This is a genomic window from Streptomyces roseirectus (assembly GCF_014489635.1).
Lineage (GTDB): Bacteria > Actinomycetota > Actinomycetes > Streptomycetales > Streptomycetaceae > Streptomyces > Streptomyces roseirectus.
Genome location: NZ_CP060828.1, coordinates 9,373,759 through 9,388,174, shown reverse-complemented (window position 1 = coordinate 9,388,174; position 14,416 = coordinate 9,373,759). Strand labels below are relative to the sequence as shown.

The following is a 14,416-nucleotide window of genomic DNA, read 5'->3' as shown; positions in this document are numbered from 1 at the left end:
CGGCCCGGGGGAACAGGGGGAAATTGCACCATGGCAAACTCCTCGTAGGGTTTCCTTGCGTGATCAGTGTTGTCGCGGCAGCCGTTGAGCCGCGCATGACGGATCTCGTCGAGCGGTTGGTACCGCACGAGTTGTGGGTGCTGGTCCCGCCGACGGAGAGGAAGCGTCCGCAGGGCGGAGGCAGACGGCGGGCGGGAGACCGCGAATGCCTGACCGCAGTCGCCCCCGGTGTTCGGCCCGGCCCGGCCGACGGCCCACCGGCGCTTCGCCCGGTGGGGCTCACACAGTTTTTCCCGCATGCCGCACCGCGGACCGCGGCGTTGACCTCGTCGTCGGGCCGTGGCGAGACGACGAGGTCGGGTGCGCGGTCGGACCGCAGCTCGTTGACACCAGCCGGTGCAGGTGCTCGGCGGCACCCGCTTCCCCGCGTGGCGGCTGCAAAACTCCCGCACTCGTGGTCGTGCTCTCACCCGGCGACGAGCTGGCGCGACTCGTGCCAGTGGATGAATCGCCAGCCGTCGTCAGTCCGGCGCAGAGCGGCCGAGAGCCGTGAGTCGCCGGCGATCGGCTCGCTGGAGTCCTTGAACTCGACCGTGGTGTGGCCCCGCCAGTAGACGAGCGCGACATCGCCGAGCACGGCGACGTGGCTGCTGTGCTCACGCCCTTCGACCCGGTCGACGAATCCCGGGAGCCGGCGCCAGTGGTCGACGATCGCGTCCCACGTCGTGAGGGCGGCTTCGATCTCCTCCGGCTGGAAGACCAGGTGTTCGTAGCCGTCGTCCCACAGATCCTTCATCGCCTCGGGATCCACCACCTGCATCGCCTGGCCGAAGGCCGCGTACACGGCGCGGACCGCCGTCTCGTCGTCAGTCATCAGTGTCCTCGTCGTGTCAGTCATCGGTGTCCTTGTCGTGATGGAAGGTCCGGCTATCGGTACCCGTGCCGGAACAGTCACCGCCGTCCCCCCAGGGGCCCCGGCCGATGCGGAGGCTTCCGGCTCCGGTGCACGAAAAGTAGCAGTACCACTCGGTTAGCACAACCAGTTGGTACACTTAACCGACCAGGCAACCGGAGTGAGGACGGCAGATGATGAGTTCCGAGCGCGTCGACGGGCGGACCCTCCGGTTTCAGCACCGGCGGCCGGAACTGCTGGCCGCGGCGACCGAGTACGTCCTCGACCACGGCGTCACCGGCCTGTCGCTGCGCCCGGTGGCCCAGGCGCTGGGGGTGACCCATGCGACGCTGCTGCGCCACTTCTCGTCGAAGGACGAGCTGATCAAGTGCGTGGTGGAGAAGATGCGCACCGATCTCTTCGCCCAGGTGACCGCCGACAGGGAACTGAAGGAAGCCGGGTCGACGGCAGAGCTGCTGAGGATCACCTGGCGACGGCTGTGCGAGCCGAAGGAGCAGCGGCAGTTCCTGCTCCTGTTCGAAACGGTCGCCGGCGAGGGGTGGCGGTCCGGCGACGGCGGAGAGCTGGCGCGGTCGATGGACGACTACGTCGATTTCATCTCCGGGTGGCTCAGGCAGGACGGATGGGCCCCCGAGGACGCGTCAACCCTGGCCACCCTCCTCCTGGCGCAGATCCGGGGGCTTCAGCTCGACCTTCTCGTCTCGGGAGACCGCGCGCGGGCCGATCGGGCGTTCGAGTTCGCCCTCACCCTCCTCGAACCCCGGACGGGGCCCAGCGCGCCCTGACAGCGCCTGGACCACGGCCGACACGGATACGGTCGGCACGCCCGGAGACGACAGGACACCGTTCCAGTCGGCGAGCCCGCGGTAGCCGATCAGGGCTGCGGCGACACCGACGAAGGCCAGGAAGTGCTCGGCCTCGCGCTCACAGCGGCGGTGCAGCCGGCGAGCCAGGACACCGTCCCCTCGACCACCCAGCGGTGGCCGCCCAGCCGCTGCGAGCACTCGATGCCTTCGCGGACGATCCAGTGGCAGCTGCCCCGCTCGCGCAGCCACCGGCAGGCGGCCACGACCCCCACCGGCTGACCGAGCAACACATGCTGGACTTCGTCGCCGACCAGCGTCATCGGACCCGCAACGGGCTACCGCCCCTCGGCCTGCACAGCAACCCCGGGGGGCCGGGGCCGCAAGCAGCCCCGATCGACGCCGGACGCGGTCGCCCGGACCTTCGAGGGCGCCAGGCGGTCGCTCAGGTTCGGCATGGCCGAGGGCCTGACCACCGCAGTCGGCCTCGACCGCCGTTTCGTCATTGCTGTCCCACACGGCGGAGGCTCGCGCGGCGGCCGACGCCAGCCGTTCTCCGACGAGGTCGCCCGGGCACTCGCCGACGACGACAACCTCAAACTCCTCGACCAGCACGATGTCGAAGACCGCGGCCTGCGGGACATCTGGGAGACCCTGGTCTTCACCGGCCGCCGCGCGAACGAGGTGATCAAACTCCGGCTCGAATGCCTCGGGCGGATCAACGGCCTGCCCGTGCTCTGGCACGACCAGACCAAAGGCGGAGCGTCAGCTACACCTTCTTCCAGAGCGGTTTCTCCACCTGGGTCGACGAACTCGACATCCGAGGCGTCCCCCACCAGGCCCGTCACACTCTGGCCACCAACTGCTCAAGGCCAGCGGGATGCCGTCACGGACGGTCTCCGTCCACATGCACCTCCTCGGCCCCCACCGCTCTCGCCAGGCCGTCCTCGCCAGGACACCGGACGGCACGAGCTGTGCGAGGCCGTGCGCACTGCCGCCCGGGGAGGAGCCGTACTGTCCCCCTCGGTGGCCGCCAAGGTCCTCGCCCATATGCGCGGCGACCGCAGTACCGCCCTGTCCGGCCGGGAACTCGAAGTTCTGTCCGCCGTGTCCCGCGGGCAGAGCAACAAGCAGATCGCCCGCGCCCTGCGCCTGTCCGAGGCAACGGTGAAAGCCCAGCTGCTGCACATCCGCACCAACCTCGACATCGCCGACCGCACCTCCGCCGTCACCGCCGCCCTGGGCCACGGAATCATCCGCATCGACTGAGGAAACGGGGCTGACCGGCGCCATCGCCCGTACCTTCGGACATACGCCGGCCCCAAGATCAGCTCTTCTTCCTCGGGTCCTGTGAGGTGGCGCATGGTGGGCTGGCGCGGAGCATGGCCTTGTAGAGGGCACGAGGTTCGGGTGAGTCGGGCAGAGGCCCGCGGGCGGGGGCCTGGAAGGACTGGAGCAACATGGCGACGACTCGGCGCCAGGCGTCGGGGGCGGCGTCGCCGGTGGCGTTGACGACGCCGGCGTTGGCCATGTAGATCAGTACCAGATCCTCGGGGGTGAAGTCTTCACGCAGACGGCCCGCGGTCTTGGCTCGGTTGATGAGCTGCACCATCGCCTCGTACGCCTCGTCTCGACTTTTCTCCAGAGCTTTGGCGGTGGGAAAGGTCATGGTCAGCACGTCGGCGAAGCCGTAGTCGGCGGCCTGCATCGCGCAGACGGTCTCGATGAACCCGGCGAGCCCGGTCCAGGGGTCGGGGTCGTCGAGGGCGACGGCGACCGCGTCGGCGTAGGCATCCATGCGGTCGGCGAAGACGGCGGCGACCAGATCCTCCTTCGTGGGGAAGCGACGGAAAAGGGTGGCGATCCCCACGCCCGCCTCGCGGGCCACGGATGACATGGAGGCACCCAGGCCGTCGCGCCTGAACACCGTGCGCGCAGCGGACACGATTCGCGCGCGGTTGCGCTCGGCATCGCTGCGCAGCGGCGGAACAGCAGTGTCATCGGTGTTCTGCCCAGGGCTCATGTCACTCATTCTAACCGAACTGGAATGCCCCATCCAGTTTTGGTGTTACGCTGGGCAAGCAGAACCGGATGGGCCTTTCCGAATCGGAAACCGGAAAGGCCGTCCCAGATTGATTGGTCGGACTGTCAGGAGTTGATGATCAGAGGCCGGTGAGCTGCTGGTGAAGGTGGCTGCGGCCTCGGTGAATGGGTTCGACCTGGAGCGCGCCCCCGAGACCTTCGCCGCGTTCGGCGGCGGCACCCTCGGCAAGATCGCCATCACCATCGCCTGACCCCCGCCGTACCCCCAAGACCCACCCCCGCAAAGGACAGCAACCATGCCCAGCATCGCCATCGTCGGAGCCGGCCCCGGAATGGGCCTCGCCATCGCCCGCACCTTCGGCTCCCGCGGCTACGACGTCGCCCTCATCGCCCGCAACCGCGCCAAGCTCGACGACCTCGTCGCCCAGCTCACCGCCGAGGGCATCAGCACCGCCGCGTTCCCGGCAGACGTGCTCGACCACGACGCGCTGACCCAGGCCCTCAAGGACGCCGCCAGCCGGTTCGGCGGCATCGACGTCCTGGAGCACTCCCCCGCTCCGGCCATCGACTCCGTGAACCTCACCTCCCCGTCCCAGATCGGCCCCTCCGATGTGCAGGGATGGTTCGACCTCCTGCTCTACAGCGCCATCACCGCCACCCAGGCCGTCCTGCCCGCGATGCGCGAGGCCGGCGCGGGCACCCTGCTCTTCACCAACGGCGCCGGCTCGATCGATCCCGTCCCGATGCTCGGCAACGTCAACCCCGCCCAGGCGGGGCTGCGCAACTGGGTGCTCAACCTGCACAAGGAGCTGGCCGGCAGCGGTATCCAGGCCGCGCACGTCGCCATCGGCGCGTGGATCGGCGCGGGCGGCCCTCCCGGAGTCCCGACCGCCGAGGCCGAGGACATCGCCCCGCTCTACTGGGACCTGCACACCCAACGCGACGAAGCCGAGCGCGTCTTCCCCGTCTGACGCCCAGGGCTCCCTCCGCCCAATGCTGAACCGCCGCGGCGTTCTCCGCCCCGGCGCCACCGAAGAAGAAGGTTCCCGCTCCGATAAACGTGTTCCTGTGGATCCCGCAGGGCGTCCTCTCCGCGATGTTCGTGGCTGCGGGCGTCCTGAGGGCCACCCAGCCCCGGGACAAGCTCATATCCCAGCCGCCCTGGGTCAGTGACGTCCCCACACCCGCGGTGCGTCTGATCGGCGTCGCCGAATTCGCCAGCGGCCTGGGGATGATCCTGCCGGGTGCCTTCGCCATCGCCACTGTGCTCACGCCGCTTGCCGCCACCGGCCCGGCTGTGATCATTGTCCTGGCCATGGGACTCCACGCCCGCCGCAAGGAACCACAGGCAATCGGGTTCAACGCGATCCTGCTCGTCGTCGCCGCGGTCATCATGTGGGGCCGGTTCGGGCCCTACTCCTTCTGACCCGGCTCCTTCCCCTCACAGCGGCCCGGCCCGCGACCGCGCCAGCCGGGCCGCTGCTCAATCCTGTCGCCCGGAACCGACCCCGGCCCACGCGTCCTGTCCCACACGCACCACGTTGCAGACCCGCGAGCAGACCAAGCAGGCCGAGAGAATCTTCTGAAACCGCAGCGCTCGGTGACGCGGTGCGAAGGCTACGCCGTTCTTGAGCCGTCGCTGCACCGTACCGCCTGAGCCACGCAAGGAGCCTCGCACAAACGGTCCTTTGCGCGAGCAAGATCAGAAACGGGCCGCCAGGCCGCCGCCGCATCCGGATTCATTCGCAGAACCCGTTCTCGCTCAAAAGAGTGTGGTGCACAGCCCGGCTCACCCTGCCGCTCGCGCGGCGGCGCGGTCGCCTCCGCCTACCGCACCGGCCGCTTCACCCTGGTGCCCCGGCTGAAGAAGGCGCTGCGGGTGCCCACGCCCGCCGACCGCGGACCGGGCCGATCCTGACGGCCCGGCACCTCGCCGCCGGCGCCGATCGACCCGGACCTGCCGAGTGCGGACATCCGCATCGGGTACGCCCGCTGCTCGACGCCCGGGCAGGAACTCGACTCCCAGCTCGACGCGCTCAGCAAGCACGGCATCCCCCGCGACAAGATCTTCAGCGAGAAGATCAGCACCCGGGTACGGGGCCGCCCGAAGTTCGAGGAGGCGCTGAGGACGGCGCAGGAGGTCAAAGCGCACGCCCCGCACTGCCGGGTCATCTTCACCGTCCACGAGTTGAAGCGGCTCGGCCGCGACGCCGCCGAGCTGACGGCGCTCGCCGACCACCTCACCGCCCACGGCTTGGTCCTGGAGATGCTCACCGGGCCCCTGCCCGGGATCTACGACTCCACCGGTCCCGGCAAGCTGCTGTTCTCGTTCTTCGCGGCGATGGCGAAGACCGAGCGGGAGAACATCCGCGAATCCACGCTCGAATACCTCGACACCGCGGCCCGCAAGGGCAAGCACGGCGGCCGACCGCCGGTCATCACCGAGGACATGCTGCACACTGTGCTCCGCAGACGGGCGAACGGCGAGTCCGTCGAGCAGATACAGCCCGACCTGATCATCCCCACCGGCAAGCGCAAGGGACAGCACCCCTCCGTCGCCAGCATCTACCGGGCGCTCGCCGAGCATGCCGAGCGCGAGGCGTACCCCGAAGCCGTCAAGGCCGCGCACGCCGACTTCGCCGCCCTCAAGGCCGGTGAGCTCCCCAGCCCCCGCCCGGCCCGCGCCCTCACCGCCGAAGAGACCGTGTAACCCGGGGCACTCCGGCTGCCCGTCAGGGCTTCAAGATCAACTCATTGCCCCTTTGACGCGTATCTGGGTCACACCCCCCGCACAGTCGCCGCCTCGTTCGCCGCCGTCACGACCCTCGGCTCGGCGTTCTGCTTCGCGAACCCGCGCCGACCCGGCAGGACCGCGAGGACGATCAGTGTTCCGGCGGCCATGATGATCCCGCCGATGAGGCTGGTCTGGGCGACGCCGTGGGCGAATGCCTGGTGGACGGCGTCCACGGCGGCCTGGGCCTGCTGGGGCCCGGCGGAGGGATCCTGCGCGACCCGCTGCGCGACGGCCAGGCCGGCGCCGACCGAGTCCTTGGCGGTCTCCATCGCCTCGGCCGGGAGCCGGTTGCCCACCAGGTCGGTCAGCTCGTCCCGGTAGGCGGTGCCCAGCAGCGAGCCCAGCACCGCGATGCCCAGCGCGCCACCCAGTTCGAGCGCGGTGTCGTTGACACCGCCGCCGACGCCCAGCTCGGATTCGGGGAAGGAGCCCATGATGGTGTCGGTCGCCGGGGAGATAGCCAGTCCGAGCGCGAGGCCCAGCATCATCAGCGGCACCAGGAAGTCCCCGTACGTCGACCCCTGGTCGATCTGGGTGAGCAGGAACATGCCCGCCGTGCCGATGGCCAGGCCGGTCACGACCATCACCTTCACCCCCAGCTTCGGGGTGAGCATCCCGGTCAGCGCGGACCCGAGGAACACCGCACCGCCCAGCGGCAGCAGCCGTACACCCGTGTCCAGGGCGCCGTAGCCGAGGACGAACTGCAGGAACTGCGTCGCGTAGTAGATCACGGCGAACATACCGAAGAAGAAGAACATCACCGCGAGCATCGAGCCGGTGAAGGGCCGCAGCGCGAACTTGCGGACGTCCAGCATCGGGTGCGGGTGCCGCAGTTCCCAGGTGACGAAGGCGACCAGACCCACCCCGGCGACCACGGCGGCGGTGACAGGTCCGACGCCCCAGCCGGAGTGCGGGCCCTCGATAGCGGCGTAGATCAGGGAGCCGACGGTGACGATCGACAGCAGACCGCCGACGTAGTCGATCCGGCCCATGCCCTCCGCCTTGGACGGCGGTACCAGGGCGAGCGCGCCGACCACGGCGAGGAGGGCGATCGGCACGTTGATCAGGAAGGTCGAGCCCCAGGCGTGGTCCTCCAGCAGCCAGCCGGAGACCAGCGGGCCGACGGCCACCGCCACCCCGGACGTCGCGGCCCAGGCGGTGATGGCCTTGGCCCGCTCGCTCCGGGGGAAGGTCGCGACCACCAGCGACAGCGTGGCCGGCATCACGACCGCGGCACCGACACCCATGATCGCGCGGGCCACGATGACCAGCGAGGTCTCGTCGACCACGCTCCCCATCACCGAACCGCCGGCGAAGACCAGCAGACCCAGCACCAGCGCGCCGCGCCGGCTGTACTTGTCGCCGATCGCGCCCAGCACCAGCATCAGCGCCGCGTACGGAACGGTGTAGCTGTCGACGACCCACTGCAGATCACTGCTGCTCAGGCCCAGGTCGGTGGTCATGTCGGGGGCGGCGACGATCAGCGACGTGTTCGCCATCACCGTGATCAGCAGGCTCAGACACAGCACGAGCAGCGCCCACCAGCGCCGCGCGTAAGGCCCGGACATTTTCTCCACGGGGGTGTTCGCAAGGAAGGACATCAATAGCTCCGGAGAGGGACGGGGCGGACGAGCGGAATCACTCAACTGCCCGTGAGGCGAGGATGACGGGCTGAGATATCAGGGCTTCGAGATCATCGTGTGGCCGCTTTGGGGCTTGCCTCGGCGATCTTTTGGAGGGCGGCGTCGGTGTCCGCGATGGCCAGCATCCTGTTGATGTCGGCGCCGGCCAGTGCGCCGGCCGCTGCGGAGGCCCCGACCTGGGCGACCGGATCGGTGACATTGCCGGCCACCCACACACCCGGCACCTCGGTGACGCCGGCGATACCGGAGGCGAAACCGCGGGCCATGTTCGGCAGGTCCTGCACCGGCAGGCCCAGACCCTCCAGGCCCTGGGTGCGGGCCTGCATCTGCGGGGCGACCGCGAGAACGCGGCGGGCCACGACCTGCCCGTCGGCCAGGCGCACTCCGGCGAGGGCACCGTCCTCGTCGTCGACGACCTCGGCGACAGGGGTGTCGATGACGCGGATGCCGCGGGCGGCGAAGCGGGCGCGGCTGTCCTGATCGAGGTCGGTGCCGTGGGTGAAGTAGATCAGGTCCTCGGTCAGCTGGCGGAACAGATACGCGTGGCCGATGGAGGCCGGACCGGTGGCGAGGATGCCGATGGGCTCATCGCGCACTTCCCAGCCGTGGCAGTACGGGCAGTGCACCACACTGTCCCCCCAGTGCCCGGCCAGCCCGGGCACCTCCGGGAGCACATCCTTCAGGCCGGTGGCCACCAGGACGCGGCGGGCGGTGATGCGGCGGCCGTCGGCCAGGGTGACGGTGAACCGCAGGTCCCCGTCTGCCGACGGGGCGGCAGGCTCGGCCGAGACCACATCGCCGTGGACGACGCGTCCACCGTACTGGCGCACCTGCTCCCGGCCCCGCCGGAGGATCTCGGACGGCGGGGTGCCGTCCAGGGCGATGAGGCCGTGCACGGCCTCCGCAGGCGCGTTGCGCGGGGCGCCGCTGTCGATCACGACGACCGAACGGCGGGAGCGGGCGAGGATCAGTGCACCGTTCAGCCCTGCGGCGCCCCCGCCGATCACCACCGCGTCGGCGGTCCCCTCGGCCAGTGCGTCGCTCGCGTACGGAGGAGTGGTCACAGCCATGGCCTCCTGCTTTTCCTTGTCAGTCATGGTTCGGTCAACCCTTCGAGTTCTGGGTGGTTGCAGGGGGGCAGCTGTTCAGACAGCCCAGAAAGTGGTCGGCGACCGTCGTGGGCTGTTGTGGAGAGTCCGGCCCCGGTTTGCTCGGGACGGCCTGGAAGGCGTCGCAATGCCGGGCGGCGCGGAGGAGCGCAAAGGCATGGATTGCCCTCAACCGCGCCAGGCGTGCACGCAGCCTGTCCGGCGAGCTCAGGACCGTTATGGACTGAACAGTAAGAAACCTAGGCTGTTCTGTACTGAGTTGTCAAGAAGGGTGGGTCGGCTTTACCTTCGATGTATGGCGAGACCACGAAGCTTCGACCGCGACCATGTCCTGCATGCCGCCGAGCGGCAGTTCCGTGCCTCGGGCTACAACGGCACGAGTGTCGACGACATCAGCGCCGCCACCGGCCTGGGCCGCGGCAGCCTCTACGGCGCGTTCGACGGCAAGCACGGCGTGCTGCTGGAGGCGATGACCGGCTACTTCGCCCGGCTGGCGCAGGGTCCGCGCCAGATGCTCGCCGGACCGGACGAGGGCGCCCTGGAACGACTGCACGCATACCTGCTCCGCGCCGTCCACGGGGTGCCACTCGCCGCCGACGTACCCCCCGCCTCCGACCGGGCGGGGGCGGCCTGCTTCGCCGCCAAGATGGCCCTGGAGATAGGCGCCTCCGACGCCGAGGTGAAACGCCTGGCCAACGACTGTTTCTCCGTGGTCCGGGCGGCGGTGGCCGAGTGTGTGCGAGCGGCGCAGCGCAACGGCGACATCGACCCCGACGCGGATCCCGACGACCTCGCCTACCTTCTGCTGACCGTCATCCGCGGGACCGATGTCGTAGGCGCGTACGGCCACAGCCCCGACCGCCTGACCTCGATCGCAGAGAGCGCGTTCGCCTTGCTGCCCCGCCCCCGCCACCACTGAGCAGGGCACGGCCGACCTCGCCGCACAGGCATCCGATGCTGTCGGCCACTTCGACGCCACGCAGACACGGCCCGCAGGTTCACGCGCCAGCGGGCTTGAACTGCACAGTCAGTCGCCGAAGGACTCACCGCCAGCAGACGGCCGTACTTCGGCCGCCGCCTGGAGGCACGTGGCAGTTACAGAAACTCCGACCAATCGATCACGGACTCCTACCGGTGTCACACCCCTACTGGCCTTGACCGCGGTCGGGCCCGCTCGGCAACCTCACCGAACGCTCAACCATTCCGCAGGTTCGCATAGCCGCGTTCGCCAGTACTCCTGGCAGGCGCAAGCCGACTCCGCGAGGGGCCGATAATAATAATGACGCACCATGGGTGATGCACTATTACGTCGCCGCCCCGAGTGCGGGGCAGCGACGGTCGGACCGGGGAGCCGACTCGCCGCTGTGCCGCTCAGGTTCACCGCTCTCGTTTGACCACCACGCTTGGGAAGCAGCCCAGTGTTCAAGGCGGCGCCGAGCGGCTACCAGTGGGTCAGGTCGAAGACCTGTGAGCAGTACGGGTCGGTGGCGTCCGAGGGGTTGTACCGCGCGCAGGGACACATCCAGGCCGACCACTGCCGCGTGGAGGGCGTCGGTGAGATCGAATGCCGGGCCACTGTCCAGGTACCGCTCCACTGCATCCGGGGCCATGACGGGAATGCCGTGCCCGTCATGACCCCCGACCGGCGCTGCCCCCGGATCATCGGACACCTGCTGTACGGCCTGCCGTAGCGCGGCCGCCAGCGCGAAGGGGGAAGGTTGTCTGATGTCCTGGACTAGCGCGGCCTGGAGCCGTGTCAACCCCGCGTCGTCCCAGTGCTGCACCGGCACCGGCTCCTTTGTCTCGTCCGAGGTTGGGACGTCATGTCTGGTTGACCGCGTCGGGGCATTTGTCGCGCGGGACGCGTTCGCAGTACGCCGTGATGGTGCCGATCTTCTGGCTGTCGTCGGCGAGTTCGTAGACGCCGTCCGCGGTCTTGTGGTCGTACTGGACGATCACCTTGATCCGGGCCAGGAGCGCCCCGAGACGGTTGGTGAGCACACCGCCGTAGACGCGGCGCGCCCCCTTCTTCTGCTCGGGGCGCTCGCTGGTCACGATCTTGACCACTTTGGGGTCGTGGATGTTGTGCGGCCCCGAGAAGTACCGTCGGCCGAACTTGCTGTTGCCTTCCCGGGGCGGGTCCACGAGCAGCTTCTCCGCTGCGGCACGGGGTGTGCCGAAGGTCCGCGTGTACTCCTCGTCGGACATCACTCGCAGCCCCTGGCCGTCCGACGGGTCTGTGCGCGCCGAGGCGGGTGCGGCGATCGGAGCCGCCAGAAGCAGGCCGGCGGCCAGAGCCGAACCGAGCGCGGTGCCGGTGAAGATGCGCGATGAATCCCCTTGTGCGCGGTGGTTCCGGAGACCGATACGAGCGGCCCACCGGGGGCGGATGCGTCTCACGGACCGCACGGCTGACCTGGCAACTGCACGGGGACCGACCGGGAGTCGCCGACTGGTTCACCGGCCACCACGGCTCCGTGACGTCGTACGGAACTTTTCCCGACGGGACTTCCCACCCTCAAACCCCACTTGTGACCTGCGAGAACAGAGTGAACTGCCCACGCTGGTGAGGCGCGTGGGAAAAAAGTTCGCTCTGGGCATCCGGATCCGGGCCCTGTGGAGCGTGTAAGGGGGTGAGGGCGCTACGCCGCAGGACGGAACCGCCCCTCCACCACAAGCCTCCCGACAGGGAACCGCTGGTCAGCCCCGCAATCTGGAAGTCGGGGGGCGACGCGGTCGAGGCCGGAGGCGGTCCTGAGGCTGTCGGCGCCACCGACGACGAGCCGGCGGACGTCGGACGCCCGCAGGCCCTCGACGAGGGAGCGGTGGACGGCGAGGAGGGGGCCGGCTGGGTCGGAGCCGTCGCGGAGCGGGTCGCGGCGGTGACCTCGTGGCCTCGGGAGCGTGCCTCGGCCGCGACGCGGGAGCCGATCATGCCGGTGGCGCCGATCAGGAGGATCTTCATCGGGGTGGGTCCGTTCGTGAGGTGCAAGTAATCGTGAAGTGCGGGGGTTACCGAGTGACGGTTCCCCGCGCGGAGCGGATCAGCGGCTTGGTGACCAGTTCGCGCGGGATCAGGTGTTCGACCGGGGTGAGCGGGTCGGCCAGGTCGGCGGTGATCTTCGGGACGTGTGCGACGAGGGCGCGCTCCAGCAGGTCACGGCCCTGCGGTCGTCGGGGTGGGGGTGGCGGGCGGTGAGGCCGGCCTCCTCCATGCGGGCGGTGAGCCGGGGCAGGCTGCCGGAATGGAAGGAAAGCTCCTCGGCGAGGCTGGCGGCGGTCGTCCGGTGCTCGGGGTGGTGCGCGAGGCGCAGCAGCGCCTCGGACTCGGGGCCGCCGAGTCCGCTCGCCTCACGGATCGTGCGTCCGGCGCGGCCTCCCACGGCGTGGGTCAGGCGCGGGACGGCGCCGAACGGGACGAACGCTGCCCCGGCGGCTTTCTTCAGACGGTCATCCAGTCCAGGACCGGCGTCGACTGGAGGTAGACGATCAGCGCGAACCCGGCGAGGAGTCCGAGGCTCCAGCCGAGCACCTTGCGGAAGATGACGCTCTCGCTGCCGGCCATGCCGATGGACGCGGCGGCGACCGCGAGGTTCTGCGGGGAGAGCATCTTGCCGAGGACACCGCCGGTGGAGTTCGCGGCGGCGAGCAGCACGGGATCGAGGCCGGTCTCGTGCGCGGCGGTCACCTGGAGGACGCCGAAGAGCGAGTTCGACGAGGTGTCCGAGCCGGTGACCGCGACGCCGAGCCAGCCCACGATCGGTGAGAAGAACGCGAACGCCGCGCCGGTCTGGGCGAGCGCGGTGCCCAGGGTCGCGGTCTGGCCGGACAGGTTCATCACCCACGCCAGCGCGAGGACCGAGGTGACGGTGACGACGGTCCAGCGCAGTTGGTGCAGCGTCGCCCCGTACGCCCTCACGGCGGGGCCGGGGGCGAGCCGGTACAGGGCCATCGTCAGGAGCCCGGCGAGCAGCAGGATCGTGCCGGCCGCCTTGAGGTGTTCGAGCTTGAAGGTGACGGCTCCGGCCTGTTGACCCGCGGCGGTCTGGACGTCGAGTCCCGGCCAGCCGAACTCGATGACCCCGTGGGCGGCCAACCAGTCCTTGACAGGCCCGAGTTGGGTAAGCGCGAAGAGCGCGACGATGACGAGGTACGGGGCGAAGGCCATCAGGGCTCCGCCCTTCCCGGATTCACCGGAGTCGGAACTCTCCCCCACCCCGCCACCCCCATACGCGTCGATCCCCCCACCCACCGTCACCATCGCCGGCGTCCACACCCGCAGGAACCCCAGCACCGCCGCCAACGCCACCACCCCCGCCACGATGTCGGTCACCTCGACGCTGATGTAGTTCGCGGCGGCGAACTGGGCCACCCCGAAGCTCACCCCCGCGACCACCGCGACCGGCCACGTCTCGCGCACCCCGCGCCGCCCGTCGAGCAGGAACACCAGCACCAGCGGGACGAACGCCGCGATCAGCGGCGTCTGGCGGCCGGCCATCGCGCCGAGGTCGTCCAGCGGCAGCCCCGTCACCCCGGCGAGCGTGGTCAGCGGTACGGCCATGCTCCCGAAGGCGACCGGCGCGGTGTTGGCGACCAGCGCGACGGTCGCCGCCTTCAGCGGGGCGATCCCGACGGCGACGAGCATCACGGCGGTGATGGCGACGGGCGCCCCGAACCCGGCCAGCGCCTCGATGAGCGCGCCGAAGCAGAACGCGATGAGGATGCCCTGCACGCGCTGGTCCGTGGAGACCGTGCGGAAGGACCGCCGCAGGACCGCGAACCAGCCCGTGATCTCCGTCATGCGGTAGATCCACAGGGCGTTGACGAGGATCCACAGCACGGGGAACAGCCCGTAGAAGCCGCCCTCGACCGCGCCGGACAGGGCCTGCCCGGCCGGCATGCCCCACACGGCGACCGCCAGCAGCAGGGCGAGCACGAGTGCGGCGAGCGCCGCGACCTGGGCGCGGACGCGGAAGAGGCCGAGCAGGACGAAGAGGGTCAGCAGGGGGAGTGCGGCGAGGAGGGCGGACCAGTAGAGGGATCCGGCGAGCGGGTCCAGGACCTGACGGTACAAGTGGGCCTCCCGGTGCGGCGGTTGCAGCCGTTAAGCG

17 protein-coding genes are annotated in these 14,416 nt (G+C 69.9%); 8 read left to right on the top strand and 9 right to left on the bottom strand.

From position 1 onward, the window contains the following. Positions 1 to 466: 466 nt before the first annotated feature. Positions 467 to 874: a YybH family protein gene (locus IAG44_RS40395; protein WP_187751983.1), complete on the bottom strand. Its 408-nt coding sequence runs from the start codon at positions 872 to 874 to the stop codon at positions 467 to 469. 215 nt (positions 875 to 1,089) lie between these two features. Between IAG44_RS40395 and IAG44_RS40390 the strand changes: the two genes are divergently transcribed. After that, on the top strand, positions 1,090 to 1,698 hold the full coding sequence (locus IAG44_RS40390; protein WP_223006839.1) for a TetR/AcrR family transcriptional regulator: 609 nt from the start codon (positions 1,090 to 1,092) through the stop codon (positions 1,696 to 1,698). 89 nt (positions 1,699 to 1,787) lie between these two features. Here IAG44_RS40390 and IAG44_RS44885 read toward each other — a convergent pair whose 3' ends face one another. Then, positions 1,788 to 2,039: a hypothetical protein gene (locus tag IAG44_RS44885; RefSeq protein ID WP_187751981.1), complete on the bottom strand. Its 252-nt coding sequence runs from the start codon at positions 2,037 to 2,039 to the stop codon at positions 1,788 to 1,790. A 133-nt stretch (positions 2,040 to 2,172) separates the two neighbouring features. Here IAG44_RS44885 and IAG44_RS40380 point away from each other — a divergent pair, with 133 nt between their 5' ends. Further along, the gene (locus IAG44_RS40380; protein WP_187751980.1) at positions 2,173 to 2,985 is read left to right on the top strand and encodes a helix-turn-helix transcriptional regulator; all 813 of its coding nucleotides are present in this window, start codon (positions 2,173 to 2,175) and stop codon (positions 2,983 to 2,985) included. Between the two features lie 58 nt (positions 2,986 to 3,043). Here the strand turns inward: IAG44_RS40380 and IAG44_RS40375 are convergent, their stop codons facing one another. Continuing rightward, positions 3,044 to 3,739 (bottom strand): TetR/AcrR family transcriptional regulator, encoded by a 696-nt coding sequence (locus tag IAG44_RS40375; protein WP_187751979.1) that lies wholly within the window; start codon positions 3,737 to 3,739, stop codon positions 3,044 to 3,046. A 316-nt stretch (positions 3,740 to 4,055) separates the two neighbouring features. Here IAG44_RS40375 and IAG44_RS40370 point away from each other — a divergent pair, with 316 nt between their 5' ends. From IAG44_RS40370 to IAG44_RS44415, 4 genes are all read left to right on the top strand, one after another. Then, positions 4,056 to 4,730 carry an SDR family NAD(P)-dependent oxidoreductase gene (locus IAG44_RS40370; RefSeq protein WP_187751978.1) on the top strand — a complete coding sequence of 225 codons (675 nt, stop codon included), beginning with the start codon at positions 4,056 to 4,058 and terminating at the stop codon, positions 4,728 to 4,730. Positions 4,731 to 4,819: 89 nt separating this feature from the next. After that, positions 4,820 to 5,185 (top strand): DoxX family protein, encoded by a 366-nt coding sequence (locus IAG44_RS40365; protein WP_246562740.1) that lies wholly within the window; start codon positions 4,820 to 4,822, stop codon positions 5,183 to 5,185. 315 nt (positions 5,186 to 5,500) lie between these two features. Continuing rightward, on the top strand, positions 5,501 to 5,677 hold the full coding sequence (locus IAG44_RS44880) for a zinc finger domain-containing protein (RefSeq protein WP_425508552.1): 177 nt from the start codon (positions 5,501 to 5,503) through the stop codon (positions 5,675 to 5,677). A 27-nt stretch (positions 5,678 to 5,704) separates the two neighbouring features. After that, the gene (locus IAG44_RS44415; RefSeq protein ID WP_343075773.1) at positions 5,705 to 6,469 is read left to right on the top strand and encodes a recombinase family protein; all 765 of its coding nucleotides are present in this window, start codon (positions 5,705 to 5,707) and stop codon (positions 6,467 to 6,469) included. A 68-nt stretch (positions 6,470 to 6,537) separates the two neighbouring features. Here IAG44_RS44415 and IAG44_RS40355 read toward each other — a convergent pair whose 3' ends face one another. Together IAG44_RS40355 and IAG44_RS40350 are read right to left on the bottom strand one after the other, a co-directional pair. After that, complete coding sequence (locus IAG44_RS40355) at positions 6,538 to 8,154, bottom strand: MFS transporter (protein WP_187751977.1); 1,617 nt, start codon at positions 8,152 to 8,154, stop codon at positions 6,538 to 6,540. Between the two features lie 92 nt (positions 8,155 to 8,246). Next, positions 8,247 to 9,266: an NAD(P)/FAD-dependent oxidoreductase gene (locus IAG44_RS40350; RefSeq protein WP_187753092.1), complete on the bottom strand. Its 1,020-nt coding sequence runs from the start codon at positions 9,264 to 9,266 to the stop codon at positions 8,247 to 8,249. 334 nt (positions 9,267 to 9,600) lie between these two features. Here IAG44_RS40350 and IAG44_RS40345 point away from each other — a divergent pair, with 334 nt between their 5' ends. Both IAG44_RS40345 and IAG44_RS40340 read left to right on the top strand, forming a co-directional pair. Continuing rightward, positions 9,601 to 10,224, top strand: coding sequence for a TetR/AcrR family transcriptional regulator (locus tag IAG44_RS40345; protein WP_187751976.1), 624 nt, complete (start codon positions 9,601 to 9,603; stop codon positions 10,222 to 10,224). Between the two features lie 484 nt (positions 10,225 to 10,708). Then, complete coding sequence (locus IAG44_RS40340; RefSeq protein WP_187751975.1) at positions 10,709 to 10,996, top strand: hypothetical protein; 288 nt, start codon at positions 10,709 to 10,711, stop codon at positions 10,994 to 10,996. Positions 10,997 to 11,126: 130 nt separating this feature from the next. On the opposite strand, the gene IAG44_RS40335 is transcribed toward IAG44_RS40340, so the two are convergent. The 4 genes from IAG44_RS40335 to IAG44_RS40320 form a co-directional block, all read right to left on the bottom strand. After that, positions 11,127 to 11,513, bottom strand: a complete 387-nt coding sequence (locus IAG44_RS40335) for a hypothetical protein (protein WP_187751974.1) — start codon at positions 11,511 to 11,513, stop codon at positions 11,127 to 11,129. 310 nt (positions 11,514 to 11,823) lie between these two features. Next, the gene (locus IAG44_RS43030) at positions 11,824 to 12,240 is read right to left on the bottom strand and encodes a hypothetical protein (protein WP_246564946.1); all 417 of its coding nucleotides are present in this window, start codon (positions 12,238 to 12,240) and stop codon (positions 11,824 to 11,826) included. Positions 12,241 to 12,379: 139 nt separating this feature from the next. Further along, complete coding sequence (locus IAG44_RS40325; protein WP_246562737.1) at positions 12,380 to 12,688, bottom strand: MarR family winged helix-turn-helix transcriptional regulator; 309 nt, start codon at positions 12,686 to 12,688, stop codon at positions 12,380 to 12,382. Positions 12,689 to 12,747: 59 nt separating this feature from the next. Then, positions 12,748 to 14,379 carry an L-lactate permease gene (locus IAG44_RS40320; protein ID WP_187751973.1) on the bottom strand — a complete coding sequence of 544 codons (1,632 nt, stop codon included), beginning with the start codon at positions 14,377 to 14,379 and terminating at the stop codon, positions 12,748 to 12,750. Between the last annotated feature and the right edge of the window lie 37 nt (positions 14,380 to 14,416).